General features: G+C 65.7%; 21 protein-coding genes and 1 pseudogene. 13 read left to right on the top strand and 9 right to left on the bottom strand.

Annotated features, from left to right (window positions below; genetic code table 11):
* Nucleotides 1-64: 64 nt before the first annotated feature.
* Nucleotides 65-1,237, top strand: coding sequence for an acyl-CoA dehydrogenase family protein (locus ACWEO2_RS24300; protein WP_354959088.1), 1,173 nt, complete (start codon nucleotides 65-67; stop codon nucleotides 1,235-1,237).
* 9 nt (nucleotides 1,238-1,246) lie between these two features.
* Entirely contained in the window at nucleotides 1,247-2,374 is a 1,128-nt protein-coding gene (locus ACWEO2_RS24295; RefSeq protein ID WP_452407395.1) for an acyl-CoA dehydrogenase family protein, read from the top strand.
* Nucleotides 2,375-2,427: 53 nt separating this feature from the next.
* Here the strand turns inward: ACWEO2_RS24295 and ACWEO2_RS24290 are convergent, their stop codons facing one another.
* Nucleotides 2,428-2,889 carry a hypothetical protein gene (locus ACWEO2_RS24290; RefSeq protein WP_452407394.1) on the bottom strand — a complete coding sequence of 154 codons (462 nt, stop codon included), beginning with the start codon at nucleotides 2,887-2,889 and terminating at the stop codon, nucleotides 2,428-2,430.
* Nucleotides 2,890-3,116: 227 nt separating this feature from the next.
* Here ACWEO2_RS24290 and ACWEO2_RS24285 point away from each other — a divergent pair, with 227 nt between their 5' ends.
* Nucleotides 3,117-3,467, top strand: coding sequence for a hypothetical protein (locus tag ACWEO2_RS24285; RefSeq protein WP_452407393.1), 351 nt, complete (start codon nucleotides 3,117-3,119; stop codon nucleotides 3,465-3,467).
* A 75-nt stretch (nucleotides 3,468-3,542) separates the two neighbouring features.
* Nucleotides 3,543-4,394 (top strand): GNAT family N-acetyltransferase, encoded by an 852-nt coding sequence (locus tag ACWEO2_RS24280; RefSeq protein WP_452407392.1) that lies wholly within the window; start codon nucleotides 3,543-3,545, stop codon nucleotides 4,392-4,394.
* 41 nt (nucleotides 4,395-4,435) lie between these two features.
* On the opposite strand, the gene ACWEO2_RS24275 is transcribed toward ACWEO2_RS24280, so the two are convergent.
* The 5 genes from ACWEO2_RS24275 to ACWEO2_RS24255 form a co-directional block, all read right to left on the bottom strand.
* Nucleotides 4,436-5,407, bottom strand: coding sequence for a hydroxymethylglutaryl-CoA lyase (locus ACWEO2_RS24275; RefSeq protein ID WP_452407391.1), 972 nt, complete (start codon nucleotides 5,405-5,407; stop codon nucleotides 4,436-4,438).
* A complete protein-coding gene (locus ACWEO2_RS24270; protein ID WP_354959094.1) occupies nucleotides 5,407-5,598 on the bottom strand; it encodes a hypothetical protein in 192 nt (63 codons plus the stop codon). The genes ACWEO2_RS24275 and ACWEO2_RS24270 overlap by 1 nt, the downstream gene beginning before the upstream one ends.
* Before the next feature lie 31 nt (nucleotides 5,599-5,629).
* Nucleotides 5,630-6,838 (bottom strand): CaiB/BaiF CoA transferase family protein, encoded by a 1,209-nt coding sequence (locus tag ACWEO2_RS24265; RefSeq protein ID WP_452407390.1) that lies wholly within the window; start codon nucleotides 6,836-6,838, stop codon nucleotides 5,630-5,632.
* A gap of 135 nt (nucleotides 6,839-6,973) precedes the next feature.
* Nucleotides 6,974-7,903, bottom strand: coding sequence for a TauD/TfdA dioxygenase family protein (locus ACWEO2_RS24260; protein ID WP_452407389.1), 930 nt, complete (start codon nucleotides 7,901-7,903; stop codon nucleotides 6,974-6,976).
* A 663-nt stretch (nucleotides 7,904-8,566) separates the two neighbouring features.
* On the bottom strand, nucleotides 8,567-9,337 hold the full coding sequence (locus ACWEO2_RS24255) for a deoxyribonuclease IV (protein WP_354961522.1): 771 nt from the start codon (nucleotides 9,335-9,337) through the stop codon (nucleotides 8,567-8,569).
* 132 nt (nucleotides 9,338-9,469) lie between these two features.
* Between ACWEO2_RS24255 and ACWEO2_RS24250 the strand changes: the two genes are divergently transcribed.
* The 3 genes and pseudogenes from ACWEO2_RS24250 to tuf all read left to right on the top strand — a co-directional run bounded on the left by ACWEO2_RS24250 (nucleotide 9,470) and on the right by tuf (nucleotide 14,418).
* A complete protein-coding gene (locus ACWEO2_RS24250; RefSeq protein WP_452407388.1) occupies nucleotides 9,470-10,897 on the top strand; it encodes a protein kinase domain-containing protein in 1,428 nt (475 codons plus the stop codon).
* 173 nt (nucleotides 10,898-11,070) lie between these two features.
* A complete protein-coding gene (locus tag ACWEO2_RS24245) occupies nucleotides 11,071-12,948 on the top strand; it encodes a protein kinase domain-containing protein (RefSeq protein WP_452407387.1) in 1,878 nt (625 codons plus the stop codon).
* A 293-nt stretch (nucleotides 12,949-13,241) separates the two neighbouring features.
* Nucleotides 13,242-14,418: pseudogene (gene tuf, locus ACWEO2_RS24240) on the top strand (elongation factor Tu).
* 267 nt (nucleotides 14,419-14,685) lie between these two features.
* On the opposite strand, the gene ACWEO2_RS24235 reads toward tuf, so the two are convergent.
* The 3 genes from ACWEO2_RS24235 to ACWEO2_RS24225 form a co-directional block, all read right to left on the bottom strand.
* The gene (locus tag ACWEO2_RS24235) at nucleotides 14,686-15,021 is read right to left on the bottom strand and encodes a sporulation protein (protein WP_452407386.1); all 336 of its coding nucleotides are present in this window, start codon (nucleotides 15,019-15,021) and stop codon (nucleotides 14,686-14,688) included.
* Nucleotides 15,022-15,253: 232 nt separating this feature from the next.
* A complete protein-coding gene (locus ACWEO2_RS24230) occupies nucleotides 15,254-15,472 on the bottom strand; it encodes a hypothetical protein (protein ID WP_452407385.1) in 219 nt (72 codons plus the stop codon).
* The gene (locus ACWEO2_RS24225) at nucleotides 15,469-15,849 is read right to left on the bottom strand and encodes a DNA-directed RNA polymerase subunit beta (protein WP_452407384.1); all 381 of its coding nucleotides are present in this window, start codon (nucleotides 15,847-15,849) and stop codon (nucleotides 15,469-15,471) included. Before ACWEO2_RS24225 ends, ACWEO2_RS24230 begins: the two co-directional genes overlap by 4 nt.
* Before the next feature lie 401 nt (nucleotides 15,850-16,250).
* Here ACWEO2_RS24225 and ACWEO2_RS24220 point away from each other — a divergent pair, with 401 nt between their 5' ends.
* From ACWEO2_RS24220 to ACWEO2_RS24195, 6 genes are all read left to right on the top strand, one after another.
* Entirely contained in the window at nucleotides 16,251-17,138 is an 888-nt protein-coding gene (locus ACWEO2_RS24220; RefSeq protein ID WP_452407383.1) for a helix-turn-helix domain-containing protein, read from the top strand.
* Complete coding sequence (locus ACWEO2_RS24215) at nucleotides 17,128-17,334, top strand: DUF397 domain-containing protein (RefSeq protein ID WP_452407382.1); 207 nt, start codon at nucleotides 17,128-17,130, stop codon at nucleotides 17,332-17,334. Before ACWEO2_RS24220 ends, ACWEO2_RS24215 begins: the two co-directional genes overlap by 11 nt.
* A gap of 55 nt (nucleotides 17,335-17,389) precedes the next feature.
* Entirely contained in the window at nucleotides 17,390-17,665 is a 276-nt protein-coding gene (locus ACWEO2_RS24210; protein WP_452407381.1) for a DUF397 domain-containing protein, read from the top strand.
* Nucleotides 17,655-17,861, top strand: a complete 207-nt coding sequence (locus ACWEO2_RS24205; RefSeq protein ID WP_452407380.1) for a DUF397 domain-containing protein — start codon at nucleotides 17,655-17,657, stop codon at nucleotides 17,859-17,861. Before ACWEO2_RS24210 ends, ACWEO2_RS24205 begins: the two co-directional genes overlap by 11 nt.
* Nucleotides 17,862-18,019: 158 nt before the next feature.
* The gene (locus ACWEO2_RS24200; protein ID WP_452407379.1) at nucleotides 18,020-19,375 is read left to right on the top strand and encodes a cytochrome P450; all 1,356 of its coding nucleotides are present in this window, start codon (nucleotides 18,020-18,022) and stop codon (nucleotides 19,373-19,375) included.
* A gap of 233 nt (nucleotides 19,376-19,608) precedes the next feature.
* The gene (locus tag ACWEO2_RS24195) at nucleotides 19,609-20,190 is read left to right on the top strand and encodes a TerD family protein (protein ID WP_355176944.1); all 582 of its coding nucleotides are present in this window, start codon (nucleotides 19,609-19,611) and stop codon (nucleotides 20,188-20,190) included.
* The last annotated feature ends 29 nt before the right edge of the window (nucleotides 20,191-20,219 follow it).

Genomic DNA, 20,219 nt, shown 5'->3' with positions numbered 1-20,219 from the left:
GACAGTGCGAGATTACCGGGGGGTAGGTTTGACCCGGACGTACGAGACACACCGGGAGATGTGTATGAAACTAAGTCTGACGCCCGACGAGGTGAGCTTCCGCGACGAACTGCGGAACTTCTACCGGACCGAGATTCCCGCCGACATCCGTGACCGCGTCAAATACGGCCACGAGCTGTCTCGCGAGGACATCGTCACCGCACACAAAATCCTCAACGACCACGGTCTGGCCGTGCCGAACTGGCCGGTCGAGTGGGGCGGCAAGGACTGGACCCCGATTCAGCGCCATATCTGGCAGGACGAGATGCAGCTGGCCTCGGTGCCCGAGCCGCTGACATTCAACGCCCAGATGGTCGGCCCGGTGATCGCGCAGTTCGGCTCGCAGGAGATCAAGGAACGGTTCCTGCCGCCGACCGCCGCCCTGGATATCTGGTGGTGTCAGGGCTTCTCCGAACCCGACGCCGGATCCGATCTGGCCTCGCTGCGCACCACCGCGGTGCGCGACGGTGACTCCTACATCGTCAACGGCCAGAAGATCTGGACCACGCTCGGCCAGTACGCGGACTGGATCTTCTGCCTGGTCCGTACCGATCCGAGCGCGCCGAAGAAGCAGGCGGGCATCTCCTTCCTGCTGTTCGATGTGAAGTCTCCCGGTGTCACGATCCGCCCGATCAAGCTCATCGATGGCGGTTACGAGGTCAACGAGGTCTTCTTCGAGAATGTGCGGGTGCCCGCCGATCAGCTGGTCGGTGCGGAGAACGAGGGCTGGAGCTACGCCAAGTTCCTGCTCGGCAACGAGCGCACCGGTATTACCGGTGTCGGCCGCACCAAGGTCAAGCTCGGCGTCGCCAAGGAATATGCGCGCCAGACCAAGTCGGGTGCTGGCACGCTGCTCGAGGATCCGCTGTTCGCCGCCCGGTTCGCGGAGTTGGAGAACGAACTGCTCGCGCTGGAACTCACCCAGCTGCGCGTGGTCTCGAATTCCTCGGACGGTAAGCCGAATCCGGCCTCGTCGGTGCTCAAGCTGCGCGGTTCCGAACTGCAGCAGGCCGCGACCGAGCTGCTGCTCGATATCGCGGGCCAGGACGCGCTGCCGGTCGGCGCCGATGACATCGCCTCGCCCGGTTGGGCGCAGCGCAGCGGCCCCGGCTACCTGAACTACCGCAAGACCACCATCTACGGAGGCTCCAGCGAGGTGCAGCGCACCATCATCGCCTCCACGATCCTCGGATTGTGAGGCACCGCCATGGATTTCGAACTCACCGATGAACAGGTCATGCTGCGCGACACGGTTCGCGACCTGCTGGCCCGCAACTACGATCCCGAGACCCGCCTGAAGGTCACCGACACCGAACTCGGCTGGAGCCGCGATGTCTGGAACCAGCTGGCCGAGCTCGGCGTGCTCGGCCTGAGCTTCACCGAGGAGGACGGCGGCGTCGGCGCCGGTCCGGTGGAGACGATGGTCGTACTCGAGGAGATCGGGCGTCGCCTCGCACCAGAGCCGCTCGTGGACGCGGTGCTGGTGCCAGGTGGTCTGGTCGCGCGGGTCGGCACTGCCGAACAGCGGCAGCGGATTCTGCCCGAGGTCGCCGGCGGCACCAAGCTGCTGGCATTCGCTCATGCCGAACCCGGTATCCGCTGGCCGTCCACCGAACTCGCGACCACCGCTGTACAGCAGGGGGATTCGTGGGTGCTGACGGGTCTGAAGAATCCGGTTCCGCACGGTGACAGTGCCGATGAACTGGTGGTCAGTGCGGTGCTGCCGAGCGGTGGCACCGGGCTGTTCCTGGTCGGTCCGGATGCCGCCGGGGTGCAGCGCAAGTCGTATCGGACGGTCGACGGTCAGCGCGGTGCGCAGATCGAATTCGACAAGGCTGCAGGCGAATTGCTCGGTGACAATATCGACGCCGCCGAGGCGGTGCAGGTGACCATCGGCCATGCGCAGGCCGCGCTCTGTGCGGAGTCCATCGGTGCGATGGCGGAGGCGCTGCGGCTGACGACGGATTATCTGAAGACGCGCAAGCAGTTCGGCGTCACGCTGTCGAAGTTCCAGACGCTGACCCAGCGGGCGGCGAATATGTACGTCTCACTGGAACTGGCGCGCAGCATGAGCCTCTACGCCAATGCCGCACTCGCCGACGGCGCCAATGATCCGGTTGTCGAGTCGCGGGCGCGGCTGCAGGTGGGTCGCTCGGCTCGGCACATCGGCCAGGAGGCGATCCAGATGCACGGCGGTATCGGTGTCACCGCGGAGTACCCGGTGAGCCACTACGTTGCCCGGCTCACCGCGATCGAGCGCACGCTCGGCGGTGGGCTCGATCATCTGCGCGTGCTCAGCGCCAGGGTCGGTGACTACGACCTGCCGGAGCTGTAGAGCGCGGTAACTCCGAACGGCGGCGTATGCGGTTGCATGCGCCGCCGTTTCGCTTATCCGTCGGAGTCGCCGTACAAACCCGGGGCGGTCGCCGGGCGGCGCGTCGTGGTCGGCGGCTCTTCGGTCGGCTCGACGACGGCCGGACGTTGGTTGGCGCCCGGCGTCGACTCGAACTCGGTCGTGGCGATCGGCGGCGACCCGGGCGCGGTGAAGGGCGCCGACGACCGAGGCGTCAACTCGGGCGAGGTCGAGGGATCGGTGAATCCGACCGGCTTGCGCGGCGGTCCGGGCGGCGCGACCTGCCAGCTCGGCGACGGTGGGATGTGCACCTTCGGCACTGCCGAGGTGGTACCCGCGCGGACGACCGGGGCGGCGTCGTTCGCGGATCTGATCGGTGGGGGTGCGACGTAGGTGTCGTGCTTACCGAGCCCGCAGGCTCCGATAAGTACGAGCCCGAGCGAGACCGCGCCCACGGCGATCGCCGGACCCGCGATCTTGGCCCTGCTGCGCTCCATCGGTGACACTCCTCGTAGTTCGAGTGGGGCTCAACAATAATCGAGGCCGGTCGCCCCGGCCAGATGAGAAGACGCTGGGCACTTGCGGCGCCAGCGCATATTAAACATCGTTAATTCAGATATCGAATTGGTCTCTTCGGCGTGTCGCGGGCACGTGTCGTAGTCGAACCACGTCCCGTGGCCGTAGCGTGTGTGATCAAAGTTACGCGTGAGACGCCAGTACCTAGATGAGAGACGCGCGGTGCAATCTGCGCGAGGGCAATACTCTGATCGGCGTCATCAAGGAGTTGATGATGGGAGCTTACTCGACAACTCCGTTGCGAGACTCCGGCGCGGCCGACGAATCGGCGGCCACGGAAAACTCGCAGCAAGTCGTGTCGAACCCGCCAGAACGCACGTTGTCCGCGCTCCTGTTGCGGATAGCGGCCTGGCTGATTTTTGTCGGCGGCATCGTCGGAGCAGTACTCGGCATCGCTGGACTGCATGTCGAAATCACCGTCGCCGGACTGATTCTCGCGTGCACCGCCGGATTGGTCCTGCTCAAGATGCGCGCCGATGGAGCGGGGCGAACCGGCTGAAGCGGGCGTTGCCGCGGCACGGCGGCGTGGGAAATCGCGAGCGCGCAGGGCTTTCGGGCTCTAGCGTGATTCGGTATGAGGATCGAGATCACCGCCGACGCCGCGCGGTACCGGGCGGTCACCGAGGCCTTCCTGCTGCGTGATCCGCTGCGGCACACGGTGATTACCACGGGCATTGCCAATCACCTCACCGGCATGCAGGCCGATGCCGAACTGTCACGGTTCCTGTCCGTGCACGATGACGACGCGACGGTTATCGGCGTCGCCATGCGCGCCGCTGGACGTGGGGTGTACCTCGGTGAGCTGCCCGCGGGAAGTGTTGCGGCCGTTGCCGATGCGATGGCCGAGGTTGCCCCGGATGTGAGCGGGGTCGAGGGTGCGATCGACGACGCCACCGAATTCGCCGAGCGCTGGGGGCGGCGCCACGGCGTGGACTTCGTGGAGGCGTATTCCACCCGCCTCTACCGCCTCGCGGAACTGAGTGTTCCCGAGACCGCCGGATCACCGCGGCGCGCAACCGAATCCGATGTGGCGCTGTGTGTCGGCTGGACCGAGGACATGCGCATGGAATCCGGCTTGCCACCGCCGAGCCTGAACGCCATCGCCATCCGGAACCGGATCGCGACCGGACGCTGGTGGCTGTGGGAACGCAACGGCCGTCCCGTCTGCCTTGCCGCGCACCAGATTCCGGTGTTCGGCTGGTCCCGGATCGGCCCGGTCTACACTCCGCCCGAGGAACGCGGCCACGGCTACGCCAGCATCCTCACCGCCCATGTGGCCCGCACCCTGCGCTGGCAGGGCCTGAACGTCTGCCTGTTCGCCGATATCGCCAACCTCACCTCGAACAAGATCTACCGCGCCATCGGTTTCGAGCCCGTCCGCGATTTCCGGCACTACCAGTTCACCCCGGCCCGCACCGAGCGGTAAATCGGTACGCGCCATTCACACTGCGTGTGCGGCGGCCCCCGTTATCGGGTGATGACCCATTCGAAGGCGGGGGCTTTGGAGCGAGCGCCTTCGGCGGTGCGGGAGCGGTTGGGTTCGGCCAGTTCGGTTAGTAGGGCTTCGGTGAGGGTGACCAGGTCGGCCAGGACGGGTGGGGTGAACCAGGTGGGGCGGGTGGCGAAGAGGATGTCCTCGGTGGAGGTGTTGCCGCTCGCGCCGGGGGCGAAGGGGCAGCCGCCGAGGCCGCCCAGGGAGCCGTCGACCATGGTGGCACCGGCTTGCAGGGCGGCGAGGGTATTCGCGACGCCCATGCCCCAGGTGTCGTGGCCGTGGAAGACGATGCGGCGGTACGGGGTTCGGTCGCGTACGGCCGAGATCAGTGCGGACACCTGGGTCGGGTGGGCCTGGCCGAGGGTGTCGGCGATGACGATATCGGCGGCGCCCTCGGTGCGCGGGTCGTTGGCGATGGCCAGGACTCGCTCCGGGTCGACGGGGCCGTCGAAGGGGCAGGTGAAGCTGGTGGCGAGGCAGAGTTGGATTTCGCCGCCCGCCTCCTCGGCCAAGCGGACCGCGTCCGGCATGGCGGCGACGCTGTCCTCAGTGCTGCGGCCGATATTGGCCTTATTGTGCGCATCCGATGCGGAGAAGCAGTATTGGAAGTTGCGCACGCCCGCGGCGGCGGCCTTCTCGATATGGCGCGGTGTCGCCACCCAGACCCAACAGCGTTGCAGCTCTTGCGGAGTCAGTGCGGCAATGAGCTCCATGGTGTTGGCCATCGGCGGCACCAGATCGGCGCGGGCCATCGAGCCGATCTCCAACGCGGGCACGCCGAGCGCGAGCAGGCGGCGCACGATCTCCACCTTGCGCTCGACCGGCAGCACCTTTCCGGTCAGCTGCAATCCGTCGCGCAGCGTCACATCGCGCAGGATGGACTCGGGCCCGCCCGTCACGCGACCATCGCCCCTCGTCGAATCGCTATGCGCTGCAGCGCTCATCACTCTTCCTCCAGCGCATCCCGAACCGGCGGTGCCTGGCGCACGTGCGGCGGGACGCACATCACACCACCACACGGCTTTTCATTGCTCGCCGGGGTGGGGTGGATCGTGGGGCGGGCGTGGCCGGGCGCGCGCAATTCACGCAGGTTGCGCCCCGGTGGCCGACGCCTGCCATAAACCCGTCGCGTCATGCCGCCACCACCGCGTCGATACCGGCGCGCATCACGCCTCCAGCCCGTCGATATCGGCCGCGCTCATGCCGAGCAGTTCCGAAAGCACCTCGCGTGTGTGCGCACCCAGATCCGGGCCGACATTGCGAATGGGCAGCGACTTTTCGCCGATCACCGGCACGATGCCGGGGAAGCCGACCGTCTTCGGCTGCGGCGCACCGACATCGACCGGGAACGGCTGAATCATATTGCGCGCATGGTACTGCTCGTCGGCGACGATATCGGCGGCGGTGTAGATGGGGCCGCAGGGGATGGCGGCCGCCTCCAGGAGTTTCAGTGCCTCGTCGCGGGTGTGCCGCACGGTCCATTCGGCAATGCACGCGTCGAGCCGTTCGCGGTTGCGCCAGCGTCCGGCATTGTCCTGCAGCTCCGGATCGGCGGCCAGGTCCGGGCGGCCGATCACCTCCATATAGCGCTGGAAGATGGCGTCACCGTTGCCGCCGATAATGATGCTCGCGCCGTCACTGGTCGGATAGGCATTGCTCGGTGCGATGCCCTCCATCCGGCCGCCGACGCGCTCGCGGTTGATGCCGTACGCGAGATAGTCGGGGACCAACGATTCCATCACCGACAGAATCGCCTCGTTCAAAGCCACGTCGATAACGCGTTCACCGAGCGGAATCGATCCGGTCGTGCGTTCGCGCTGGAACAGTGCCATCACCGTCCCGAAAGCCGCGTAGATGCCCGCGATCGAATCGCCGATGGACACGCCGACCCGCACCGGCGGCCGATCCGGATCGCCGACGAGTTCACGCAGACCGCCCACGGCCTCGGCGACCGCGGCGAAACCGGGCCGTGCGGCCAACGGGCCGGTCTGCCCATAGGCGGAGATCCGGGTGATCACCAGATCCGGATTGACCTCATCGAGCACCTCCGGGCCTAGACCCCACTTCTCGAGCATGCCCGGACGGAAGTTCTCCAGCAGCACGTCGCAGTGCCGCAGCAGGTCGAGCACGATGCCACGGCCCGCCTCGGTGCGTAGATCCAGCGTGATCGACTTCTTGTTCCGGTTGATGGTGCGGTACAGCATCGAGGTATCGCCGCCGTAGAGCCGCCAATTGCGCAGCTCATCTCCGGCCTTCGGCCGCTCCACTTTGATCACCTCGGCACCGAAGTCGCCGAGGATGCGACCAGCGGTCGGCGCGGCGATGTAATTGCCGAGTTCCAGGACGCGAACCCCGTCCAGCGGGCTGATACTCATGGGGTTCAGTGTGTACTATCGCGCCGCCCGGCAGCGGCCCGACCTCGTGCTCGGCTACGGCCCGGTAGGTGGACCGCACGGCCCCTCAACTGCCGCAGCACAATCGGAGGTGCGGCGGCAGCCGTGCGGTCGCCGTCACGATGCGAGCGGCGAGACTTCCTCGATGATCGAGTAGTGCTCGGCATTGCCGTGCTGCACCGTGCTCTTGACGCCGTCGACACCGACCGGAATATCGCCGGCGAGGGTGATCCGGGTCAGCTTGCGGGGCTGGTCGTCGTAGTCGTCGATGGCGTAGTGCTGGGTGGCGCGGTTGTCCCAGATGGCGACGTCACCGGGCTGCCAGTTCCAGCGGGTGGTGTTCTCCAGCCGGGTCACCCGGTCCTGGAACAGCCGGAACAGGGCCTGGGACTCGCTGGTGGAGACGCCGACGAAATGCTTGACGAAGTGCCCGACCAGCAGGGCACGCTCGCCGGTTTCCGGGTGCACCCGCACCACCGGATGCTCGGTCTCGTAGAAATCGGATTGGAACTCGGCGCGGTAGGCCGCGGTGTTCGGGGTGCTGCGGTCGACATTGGTGGCGGCGTAGTCGTAGATATTGGTGTGCACGGCCCGCAGGTTCTCGGCCAGGCGCTTGAGCGGTTCGGGCAGCGACTCGTAGGCGGCGACGGTGGATGCCCAGGTGGTCGATCCGCCGTAGGACGGCAGGGTGACCGCGCGCAGGATCGAGGCCTTCGGGATCCGATCGACGAAGGTGACATCGGTGTGCCAGCTATTGGCCCGGCCGTATTCGGAGTCGATGGCCAGGCTCTTGACGCCGTGCGAGGTGACCGTCGGGTGCGGGGTGGTCGGGGTGCCGAGCAGTTGCGCGAACTCGTACTGCCCGTCCTCGGTCAGCTGGTCCTGACCGCGGAAGAAGATGACCTTGTGCTCGACAAGGGCGCGCCGGATCACCTCGACGGTGCCCGCGTCCAGATCGCCGCCGAGCCGGACATTGTCGACCTGGGCGCCGATGCGGGCACCGAGCTTGGTCACGGTGGCGGTGGATTGGGCGTAGTCGACCGTCATAGGGATCACCTTCGCTGATTGAAATCGGTTGATGCACCATGAGCACACCACCGAAATAGGCACTCCAACCAGGGTTTTCGTCGTCGTGATCCCAACGGCGCTTGCCCCACGCCCCGGCTCAGTGCGCCATCGCAACGACGTTTCTGGGCTGTCGTTCCCGTCGTCCGGCTTGCGTGGGTTTGGTCGTTGTCCGGTCTGTGCCGGCTTGGTGGCTGTCCGGTCCGCGCGGATTTGGGTGGCTGTCCGGCTTGCGTGGGTTTGGTCGTTGTCCGGTCTGTGCCGGCTTGGTCGCTGTCCGGTCCGCGCCGATTTCGCCGCCGCCCGGCGCGCGCCGCGGTCCGGGTGTCCCGTTGCCGATTGAGTCCTTGCGATTCGGGTTGCTCGTTGCCGATTTGTCCGGGTTGAGACGGGGCCCGGCATGCGGCGCGCGACGTGCGGGTGGCAACGGCACGCATGTCACCGACGACGAGTTGGTCTGGCTCACCAGCGAACTCGCCACCGCGACCACCTGCCGGATAACGCCTTCCGCTGTCCCGCGGCGCTACGTGCGGTTCGTTGCGGGCTTGCCTTCGCGGTCCGGACTGCTTGTGCTGGTCTGTTCTGCCCGACTACCCGCCGGTCTGTTCTGCCCATCGGACTGCCCGGCCGGGGCCGAGGATGGAATCAGCCGAGGTGCTCCCGCAGATAGGCCAGGTCATCGGCGACGCCCTCGGCGGGGGTCTCCAGGATGACCGGGGCGTCCGCGGTGCGGCATACCTCCGCGAGCAGTTGCGGATCGATCGTGCCGTCGGCGAAGTTGGCGTGCCGGTCCGCGCCGGAATTGAATTCGTCGCGTGAGGAATTCAGGTGCACCAGGTCGATGCGGCCGGTGATGGCCTTGATCCGCTCGACGACGCCGACCAGATCCTCACCGCCCGCCCAGGCGTGGCAGGTGTCGAGGCAGAAGCCGGCGCCGAAATCGCCGACCGCGTCCCAGAGCCGGGCGATCGAATCGAAATGCCGGGCCATGGCGTGATTGCCGCCCGCGGTGTTCTCGATCAGGATCGGCACCGCGAAGCCGCCCTTGTCCTGTTGACGTTCGAACAGCTTGCGCCAGTTGTCGATTCCGGTGTCCAGCTCGCTGTCGGAGCGGACATGTCCGCCGTGCACGACCAGGCCGAACGCGCCGAGATCGGCGGCGGCCGCGGCCTGCTGCGCGACCGCATTGCGCGACGGCATGCGCAGGCGGTTGTTCAGGCTGGCCACATTGATCTGATAGGACGAGTGCACCACCACATCGATCGGACTGGCGAGGATCTCCTCGGTCCGCGGGTGCGGGGTCGGCTTGTCCCAGCTCTGCGGGTCGACGACGAACAGCTGGATGACCTCGGCGCCGAGTTTTTCACCGAAGCCGATCGGATCGCTGTCGAGCCGGACGTGTGCTCCAATGCGCATGGGGCCGAGCCTATCGACTGCCACCGACAACGTCTCCGACACAGCCGTCAACGGGCCGCCGAAAGGCCGCAGCGGACGGCAACGAACATGTTGCGCCGGGGCCACGCCAACAGATACATCGGTAGGATCCAGGTGCTCGACCCGAATATGGGGGGTGAATCCACTGTGCTGCGAACTGGCGACGTTTTCGCTGGCTACACCATTAAACGTGTGCTCGGCCAGGGCGGTATGGGCACCGTATACCTGGCCCAGCATCCACGTCTGCCGCGTCTGACCGCGTTGAAACTGTTGAAGCGCGAACTGTATACCGATGCCGAGATCCGGCGTCGTTTCGAGCGGGAGGCCGATCTGGTCGCCACGCTCGACCATCCGAATATCGTCACCGTCTACGACCGCGGCGCCGAGGATCAACAGCTCTGGATCTCGATGCAATTCGTGCCCGGCGCGGATGCCTCCTGCGCGGATGTCAATGTGCTCGCGCCGGGTCGCGCGGTGCAGATCATCGCCGATACCGCGGCCGCCCTGGATTTCGCACACGCCAACGGGGTGCTGCACCGCGATGTGAAACCGGCCAATATCCTGCTGGCCAAGGCGCCGATCGGGCAGCCGGAACGGGTGCTGCTCACCGATTTCGGCATTGCGGGCATGCGCGGCACCGAGTCCACGCTGAGTTCCCCGGGCACCATCACCGCCACCCTGGCCTATGCGGCGCCGGAGCAGCTGACCGGGAAGCCGGACTATCTGGCCGATCAGTACTCACTGGCCTGTTCGCTGTTCTGGATGCTGACCGGGGTCGGGCCGTTCCATGGGGCGAATCCCATGGCCGTCATCAACGGACATCTGCACGGGGCGATACCTTCGCTGCGCCGATATCGCCCCGATGTGCCGCCCGGGTTGGACGCGGTGCTGATGCGGGCCATGGCCAAACAGCCCGCGGACCGGTTCGGCAGCTGTACCGAATTCGCCGTGGCGGCTCGGCGGGCGCTGGTGTCGTCCTGGCCGCACCCGCACCCGCACCCGCACCAGCAGCACGGGAACGGGCAGCACGGGGCGTATCGTCCGCCGTCGGGCCATGATTCGCGTACCAGCACCGAATCGCCGCACCATGCCGGTCCGCCGCGTAATCCGGTGCCGTCTGGAGGCGCGGTGCCGTCTGGAAGTGCGGTGCCGTCTGGAGGCGCGGTGCCGTCTGGAAGTGCGGTGCCGTCTGGAGGCGCGGTGCCGTCTGGAAGTGCGGTGCCGTCCGGAAACGCAGCGCAGTCCGGAAACTCGGTGCCGTCCCGAAACGCAGCGCCCTCCGGAAACTCGGCGCCCTCCGGAAACTCGGCGCCATCCGAAAATCCGTTGCCCCCCAACACTTCCGAGCGAGTCGGGAGCAGCCGAACCGCCCGACCGGCGGAGCCGACCAGCCGCGGCGCGTCCGAGCCGCCGAGATCATCACAGCCGCGTCTGCCACTGCCGCCGCGACGGTCGGTGCGGCCGAATACCATTGCTCTGCCCGACATCCCGCGTCGCCCCGGGCGGACCCCGCCGGGCCCCGCACCGCGGCCTCCGCCATAGCGGTGCGCTATCGGCGTCGCATGCGATACCTATAAGTCGACGATAACCAGGGCTTAAGCGAATCCTGCTAAGGTTTCGATGTTTTCCGTGGTCAGGTGGTCCTGATCGCGCGTTCTTATGCTGTACGCCTGTGCACCGGTGGGTCCCGGTACGCGGCGGGAAGTGGAGCAGACATGCTGGCCAGCGGTGAGGTGTTCGCCGGTTATGTCATCGATCGGCAATTGGGCCGCGGTGGCATGGGTTCGGTGTACCTGGCGAAGCATCCGCGACTGCCGCGGATGACGGCGCTGAAGCTGCTGAATCGGGAGATGTTCTTCGATAAGGAGGTGCGCGCGCGGTTCGAGCGGGAGGCGGATCTGGTCGCGCAGCTCGATCACCCGAATATCGTCACCGTCTACGACCGCGGCCTCGAGGACGAGCAGCTGTGGATCTCGATGCAGTACATCGATGGCATCGATGCCGCGTCGGTCGAGCCGAAGTCGCTGCCGCCGGAACGCGCGGTGCAGATCATCAAGGAGACCGCGGACGCGCTCGACTACGCGCACGGCATGGGCGTGCTGCACCGCGATGTGAAGCCCGCGAATATCCTGCTGGCCCGCTCGGGCGGTGGGCGCGGTGAGCGGGTCTATCTGACCGACTTCGGCATCGCGCGCCTGCGCGACGACACCGGACATCTCACCCAGACCGGCACCTTCACCGCCACCCTCGCCTATGCCTCGCCCGAACAGCTGACCGGCGCATCGCTGGATCACCGCTCGGACCAGTACTCGCTGGCGTGCTCGCTGTTCTGGCTGTTCACCGGTTCCGGTCCATTTGCGGCGACCAATCCGGCGGCGGTGATCCAGGGACATCTGCAGGGCACGCCCCCGGCATTGAGCAGCGTCCGTCCCGGTCTGCCGTACCAGTTGGACGCCGTACTGGCCAAGGCCATGGCCAAGCGACCCGATGACCGTTTCGCCTCCTGCTCGGAGTTCGCGCTGGCGGCCAAGCAGGCATTCACCAATCCGAGCGCACCGGCGATGCCGGTGGTCGGCGGCCCGCGTCCGGGTACCGGACCGGCGATTCCGGTGACGGGTGCGCCACGGCCGGTCACCGGACAGCCGATGCCCATGACCGGTATCCCGCCGATGACGAATGGCCCGTACCCGCAGACCGCCGGGGCGTACCCGCAGACCAGCGGACCGCACACCATGCAGCCACAGCAGCTGGCGCAGACGACCGTCAATCCCGCGCAGGGCACCCAGCACCCGCAGCCGGTGCAGCCCGCGCCGACGCAGCAGCAGTCGCATCCGAGCAATCCCTACCACCAGCAGCCGCACAACCAGCAGCCGCACAACCAGCAGCTCCACAACCAGCAGCCGCTCGGTTTCGCGACGCCGCCCGGTGCACCCCGGCCGCCGATGGGCGGGGCGCGCCCGGTCCCGCCGCCGCGTAAGTCGAATGTTGGGCTCATCGTCGCGTTGTGCATCGGTCTGGTCGTGCTGTTGGTGATCGTGCTCGCGATCATCGGCGTGGTGTCCAAAGATGGTTCATCGACGACCAGCGGCGGCGGCAGCACGACCTCGTCTTCCTCGTCGAATGGCGGCGGCTCGATCGATGCCACCGCGGCATCGATCAGCAAAGAGTTCCCGCGCATGGTGCCCGCCAGCGAATCGGATTCGGTCGGCTACAACGGCGCTAAATGCAATGCCCATAAGACCGGCGATCTGACCCTGCCCACCCCAGGCAGTCCGGACTTCGGGGCCTGGGCCGCGCAGTGGGATTGCTACGGCGGCGGCGATAACGACGATCCGTTCTACACCATCTACGTCTACAAGAACGCCTCCGATGTGCAGAGGGTGCTGAGCAATCTGCCCTCGGACGCCACCAAGTCGACCGATGCCAATGGCGGAAAGTCCTACACCAACTACAAATTCGTCAATGACGGCCCGAAGATCGTCACCGCCTTCACCGGCGACAACAAGCGCGCCCAATTCCTGATGTACGCAGACGGTTTGGCGGGCGCACAGGATAAGGTCCTGCGCTGGTGGCGTTCGGCTCCGCTGAACTGATACTGCCGCACTGACACCGCCGCACCGGGCACGAGCGAAAATCGCTCGCGCCCGGTTCCGTTCGGCCCGTACAGTGCACGACATGTTCGGCCACACCATCGCTCTGGAGTCCGCGGTCGCGGGCGCGATGGCGGCTGCCCTGGCAGCGTCCGCAGCAGTGGCTGCGGCGCACTTCGACGGCGCCCGAAACTGACCTTCCCCGGGATGTCCCGGGACCTCTGACGGGGAAGGTGGCCCGTCATAGAGAGGTCCCCCGGTGTATTGCCGGAAAACATTGCCAGTCAGGGAAAGTCATGTCCAAGAAGACCTACGTGCGGACCAAGCCGCATCTGAATATCGGCACCATGGGTCATGTCGATCACGGGAAGACCACATTGACCGCCGCCATTACCAAGGTGCTCGCCGAGCGCGGCGGCGGCAGTTTCGTGCCGTTCGAGCGGATCGACCGGGCGCCGGAGGAGGCGCTGCGCGGCATCACCATCAATATCGCGCACGTCGAATATGAAACCGCCACAAGGCATTACGCGCATATCGATATGCCGGGGCACGCCGATTTCGTGAAGAATATGATCACCGGCGCTTCCCAGCTCGACGGGGCCATTCTGGTGGTCTCGGCGCAGGATGGCGTAATGCCGCAGACGGCCGAGCATGTGCTGCTCGCCCGTCAGGTCGGGGTGGAGCACATCGTGGTGGCGCTGAACAAGGCCGATGCGGGTGATCCGGAACTGCTCGACCTGATCGAGTTGGAGGTGCGTGAGCTGCTCAGCGCCCAGGGATATCCGGGGGGGCGAGCTGCCGGTCGTACGGGTCTCGGGTCTGCGTGCGCTGGAGGGGGATTCGCGGTGGACCGCCGCGCTGCTCGACCTGCTGGACGCCGTGGACACCCATGTGCCGACACCGGTCCGGTACACCGACGCGCCGTTCCTGCTGCCGGTGGAGAACGTCCTGACCATTACCGGTCGGGGCACCGTCATCACCGGTGCGGTGGAACGCGGCCGGATCCGGCTCGGCGACCGGGTACAGCTGTTCGGCGGCGAGGAGCTGACCTGCGTTGTCACCGGGGTCGAAACCTTCGGCCGGACAATGGAGTTCGCGGAGGCGGGCGACAATGTCGCATTGCTGCTGCGCGGTGTGCAGCGCGGTCAGGTGCGTCGCGGCCAGGTCGCGGCGGCGCCGGACAGCATCGCGGTGCACAGCCGGTTCACGGCGCGCGTGTACCTGCTCGGTACCGCCGAGGGTGGTCGGCGCACACCGATCAGCACCGGCTACCGCCCGCAGTTCTACGTGCGCACCGGTGACGTCGTCGGCAACGTCACGCTGCCCGACGGCATCGCGGTCGCCCGCCCCGGCGAAACCATCGACCTCACGGTCGAATTGGGCCGCCCGGTTCCACTGGAGCCGGACCTCGGCTTCGCCATCCGCGAGGGCGGTCGGACCGTTGGCGCAGGCACCGTGCTGACCGTGGGCTAGCCCCAAGAGTGGGGCGCTGGGTAATTGCCCGGCGCCCCACTCGCTGGTGTCGCGCATGGGCATGACTGGTCACCTTCCATCGATGGGATCTGCTGGCTCTCCGCGTCACCAATACGTGTGTGGCAGCCCAATTCGCTTGGCTGCGAGTGCGTTGCGGGGGTTCAGGTTTCGGGTGGGTGCCCGCGGTGAGTACCCAGAGGAGGCCGGATGGGGCGCAATGGTCGGGTCGTGGCGTCGGGCGGTGGGTTGGTGAGGGCGGAGATCGGGTTAGTGTGCCTGGAGTTTTGCGATGCGGGCGCCTACGAGGAGGGCGGTTACTGCGACGATGCCGACCACTGTGATCAATCGGTCGATATCGATTGCTGGCTGCCAGTGCACCTTGCCGTCTTTGATGACGTAGGCGCCGACCGGTTTGGCGCCCATTCCGAAGCCGCCGCCGGATCCTTCCTGGCCTTCTTCATTGGTGCCGACTCCGCCGCCACCGCCACCGATGATCGCGGCTGCCGCGATCACGGTTGTGCCGTCGCGTTCGACAGGGTCGGCGAATACTCGCTTCGCCGTCATCGAATCCTTTGCGGTAGCGAGGACGTCTGTGACGTTCATGGCATTGCCTCCGTTGTGCTGTCGATCGGAATGGCCGAGCTGTCGGCCCTTAGTTCAGTTTCGACCGGTGCCGCCGGATGGGTGGAGGGCCGATGGCCCCGGGGCGATGGGTAGAACGGCACAGTCAGAATGGCCGAGCTTTCGGCCTTGGTTCAGTGTCGACCGCTGCCACCGGATGGGTGGAGGGCCGATGGACCCGGAGTGATGGGTAGAACGGCACAGTCGGACGGTTTCAGGGTTCGAGGTAGAGGCGTTCGCAGGGTAGGCGCGGCAGGCTGGTGGTGTCGGCGAGGTCGACGGTTACGGCGTCGGCGTAGTGCTGGGCTTGGTGTTCTTGGACGAAGAGCAGGGCGGCGGTGAGGCAGGCGACGTAGTCGAAGCGGGCGCCGTGCAGGAAGACGCTCAGGTGGACATCGGGCTCGGACGGCCGCGGAGATGTGTTGGCGCTCATGGTCGCTCGCTGCGGGCAAAGCTGTGGTGCGGTGGCAATCCGGCGCAGACGCGGATGGCGTCCAGCACCACGCGACCGGATGGCCGGAATGTGCAGTGGGGCGGTTCCACCCAGCGCCGGAACTCGACGCACTGGTCGGTGGGTGAGGGGAGTGCGATGGTGCCGCCGGTGCGCACCACCGAAACGTCGAGGCGGAACATCTCCGCGAACAGACGCACCTCGTCGGGCAGATCCGGCCGGATCAGATAGGTCCACCGGTTCGAGCGCGGATGTGACACGATCGGCCCGAGATCCGAATCCTGCTGTTGCATACGCACTTTGACCGCCTGCCCGAGATGCGCTGGCATGACGATGCCCCACACATGTTCGGCTTTCATTATGATCCGACCGAGGTGCGGCGGATCGATATGCGCGGGCAGATCGCACACCCGCCGATAGAAGTGGCAGCGGGACAGTGGAGTGTCCCCGAAAGCTACATGGTCCATCTTTGTTGAGACCCCTGCTCGCATCGGAGTGATTCGGTGCGCCCGGCCCCCGACAACCCATGACCGTCCCCGGGGCGGAAGTGAACTGCGCGAAGGGTTCTCGTTCCGTTCTCCCTGCTGGGCGCACGCTCAGCACACACCTGGGCACCATGGCGGGCAACCGATTCTGGGATACCCAAAACAAGACGGTCAAAAGCCCAGCGGTCAGCCCGTGTAATGCGAGAGACTTGCCCACAGCTAGCCGTCATCGAACCCAATGGCCACCGTGTCCAAACCCAGACGGAGCACACGCGATGCCCGAAATCGAATCCACCGTCCCCCGACGGCAACTCGGCCGGTACTTGCGAGACCTGCGCCTACAGTCCGGGATGACGATCGCCGAGGCCGCCGAGCTGATCGAGCGTGGCTCCAGCACCTTGCAACGACTGGAAAAAGGCACGGCTGATCGTATTCGCGTTCTCGATGTTGAGGCGCTGTGCCGGATATACGGAGCCGACGAGACCACAACCGCCGCACTCATCGGACTGGCGAAGCAAGCCAAGGTGAAGTCGTGGTGGCATGAGTTCGGTGATCTGATCCCTGAGAACTTCGACGTGTATATGGGATTGGAAGCGGCGGCACGTCGAATCACTTCGTACCAAGTCGAATTGGTTCCCGGCCTGCTCCAGACCCGGGACTACGCCCGTGCCCTCATCCAGCTCGGGGTACCCGACGAGACCGAGGCGGATCACGAACGCCGAGTCCAGATGCGAATGCAGCGACAGGTCCTGATCACTCGGAAATCACGACCAGCAGAGATCGACATCGTTCTGCACGAAACCGTGCTGCACCGTGTAATCGGTGACCGAAGAGTTATGACCGCTCAACTCAAACATCTTGCGAACGCTGGCACGCTGCCCAACGTGACTATCCGAATCCTGCCGTTTACGGCCGGAGTGCCGGGTGGAAAGCTCACCGGTCCATTCACAATCGTGAACTTCGGCACCAACGCCAAGGGGGCGCAGACTGAACCGACCGTGGTCTACGCTCCGAGCTTCACCGGCGACATGTACCTGGAAAAACCACATGACCTGCACCGGTACGATCAGGCGTATGAGGCAATCCAGCACGCCGCACTGGATGCCATGACTAGCAAGGACCTGCTTCGGCAGGTAGCGAGGGAGTTCGACCGTGAACGTTGACCTGTCCGGGGCAATGTGGTTCAAGAGCAGCCGTAGCGACGCCACCAAAGATTGCGTCGAGGTCGCGTTTCTCGAGGCGGGGCTGATTGGTGTCCGTGACTCCAAGAACCCGACCGGCCCGGCACTGGTGTTCACCCCCGGCGAGTGGGATGCGTTCACCGCTGGCGTGAACGATGGTGAGTTCGACCGGCCCTAGGTTCGATGAATGGCAGTCCGGCAAGTCGATTCGAGATTGCAAGGGAATATGCAGCGTGACCGACAAGTATGACGTTGACCTCTCGGGGGCGCGTTGGTTCACCAGTACCCGCACGTCCGGCGGCAAAGACTGTGTGGAGGTCGCGCATCTTGATGGGGGCATGGTCGGTGTGCGTGACTCCAAGAACCTCACCGGCCCGGCGCTGATCTTCACGCCGGGTGAGTGGGATGCATTCACCTCTGGGGTGAACGACGGCGAGTTCGACCGCCCTAGGTCCGACATTGGCAGTCCGGCGATACGAGATTGCAAGGAGTTTGAGCGTGAGCGTTGACTCGTACGGTGTGCGATGGTTCAAGAGCAGCCACAGTGGTGGTCAGACCGATTGCGTCGAGGTGACCTGGTTCGCGGGAGGACAAGTCGGCGTTCGTGATTCGAAGAACCCGACCGGTGCTGCTCTGATCTTCACCCCCGGTGAGTGGGATGCGTTCACCGCTGGTGTGAACGACGGCGAGTTCGAACGGCCTTAGGCTCGACAAAACGAGAGCCCGGCACTGCTAGTTCAGCGGTGCCGGGCTTTTGCTGTCTCCGGAAGGGACAACGCGTCCTTGCCTGGTCACACCTACTCGTAGTAGTGTCCAGACACGTGTCCATCACATGCGTGGACAGCTATCCCAGGAGGATTCCAATGACCCTGGTCAAGCCGGTGCGGGTGTCCGGAGGCGAGCACGAGCATGGGCATCTCGATGAATTTCGGGTCGATCCGCTGGCTTTGATGCGGCGGGTGCGGGCGGAATGCGGGGATGTGGGGGCGTTCGATCTCGCGGGGAAGCATGTGATTCTGCTGTCGGGTGCGCAGGCCAATGAATTCTTCTTCCGGTCCGGGGATGAGGATCTCGATCAGGCGGCGGCCTATCCGTTCATGAAGCCGATCTTCGGTGAGGGGGTGGTGTTCGACGCGAGTCCGGAGCGGCGCAAGGAGATGCTGCACAATCAGGCGCTGCGGGCCGAACAGATGCGCGGACATGCGGCCACCATCGGGCGCGAGGTCGAGCGGATGCTGGCGGGTTGGGGTGACGAGGGCGAGATCGATCTGCTCGACTTCTTCGCCGAGCTGACCATCTACACCTCCTCGGCGTGCTTGATCGGCAAGCGTTTTCGAGATGAACTCGACGAGCGGTTCGCGCACCTCTACCACGATCTGGAGCGCGGCACCGACGCGCTGGCCTATGTGGACCCGTACGCGCCGATCGAAAGCTTCCGCCGCCGCGATGAGGCGCGCCGCGAACTGGTCGAACTGGTGCAGGGCATCATGGACAACCGCGCCGCGAATCCGCCCGCGAACAAGGAAGATCGGGACATGCTCGATATCCTGATCTCGATCAAGGACGAGCGGGGGCAGCTGCGCTTCAGCGCCAGTGAGATCACCGGGATGTTCATCTCGATGATGTTCGCGGGCCATCACACCACCTCCGGCACGGCGGCCTGGTCGGTGATCGAATTGCTCAGGCATCCGGAGGAATTGCGCCGCGTTGTCGATGAACTCGATGAGCTCTACGCCGACGGTTCCGATATCAGTTTCGGTGCGCTGCGCCAGATTCCGAATCTGGAGGCGGTGGTCAAGGAGACGCTGCGACTGCATCCGCCGCTGATCATTCTGATGCGGGTGGCCCAGGGCGAATTCGAGGTGTGCGGCCATCGCATCGAGCCGGGTGATCTCGTCGCGGCGACACCGGCCATCTCCAACCGGATCCCGGAGGACTTCCCGAATCCGGACCAGTTCGATCCCGGGCGCTATATCGATCCGAATCAGGAAGATATCGTCAACCGCTGGACCTGGATTCCGTTCGGCGCCGGGCGGCATCGCTGTGTCGGAGCGGCATTCGCGCTCATGCAGCTCAAGGCCATTTTCTCGATACTGCTGCGGGACTGGGAATTCGAGATGGCCCAACCATCCGACAGCTACCGCAACGACCACAGCAAGATGGTGGTGCAGCTGCAGCAGCCGTGCGCGGTCCGCTACCGCAGGCGCCGAAAGCCCTAATTCCCGTCCAGACAACTCCCGCCGTATCGAGCCCTGGGGCCGGGGTCTATCGAACGTAGCCGAAGGGCGGTGGCGCAGGCGTATTCGACCGCCAGATGACTACGCTCGGCGGGCAGTCGGAGTGGGTAGCGGAGCCAAGCTATCTGGACGGGGGTGGAGAGCGGTTAGTTACGTGTGGGAGGGGAAAGGATTTGCGCCCCTTGGTGTTCCGGATGCACTTGTAGGGTGAAGGCATGATCACGCTCAAAAAGGAAGATGGTGCCGCGGATCTCAACGGCATCACCAAGCTGACGGTCGGGGTGAGTTGGGATCCGTCGGCGGGCACCAGTGGCGGTGCGATCGGCATATTGCGCCGCAAGCGCGGTGTGGATCTGGATCTGATCGCCATTCTCATGCAGGGCGCCGAGCCGGTGCGTTTCGCCGGTCTCGATTCCCTCGACCCGCTGGGCAATGGCTCGGTTCAGCACACCGGTGACGAGCAGACCGGCGCCGCCGCCGGCGACGACGAATCGGTGCACGTCACCTTCGCGAATGTGCCCGACGCCATCGACTCGATCATCTTCGTGGCGGCCGCATTCAAAAAGGGCTCCTCATTCGAGAAGGCCAACAACATCTCGTTCAAGATCTACGACGCGACCGGCGGCAGCGTCCAGCAGGTGGCCGACATCTGGCCGTCGCTGCTCGGTACGGATAACGCCAACGCGGTGGCCAGGGCATTCCGCAACGGTGCGAACTGGCAGCTCGAGGTGCTCAATCGCAAGGGCAAGATCAAGCAGGGCGATAAGCAGGCCCTGCTGCGCTTCGCCATGTCCTAGGCACGCAGCCCGGGCCGGAGCTCGGACGA

This window comes from Nocardia sp. NPDC004278 (assembly GCF_053602975.1).
This window is presented reverse-complemented; position numbering and strand designations above follow the sequence as displayed.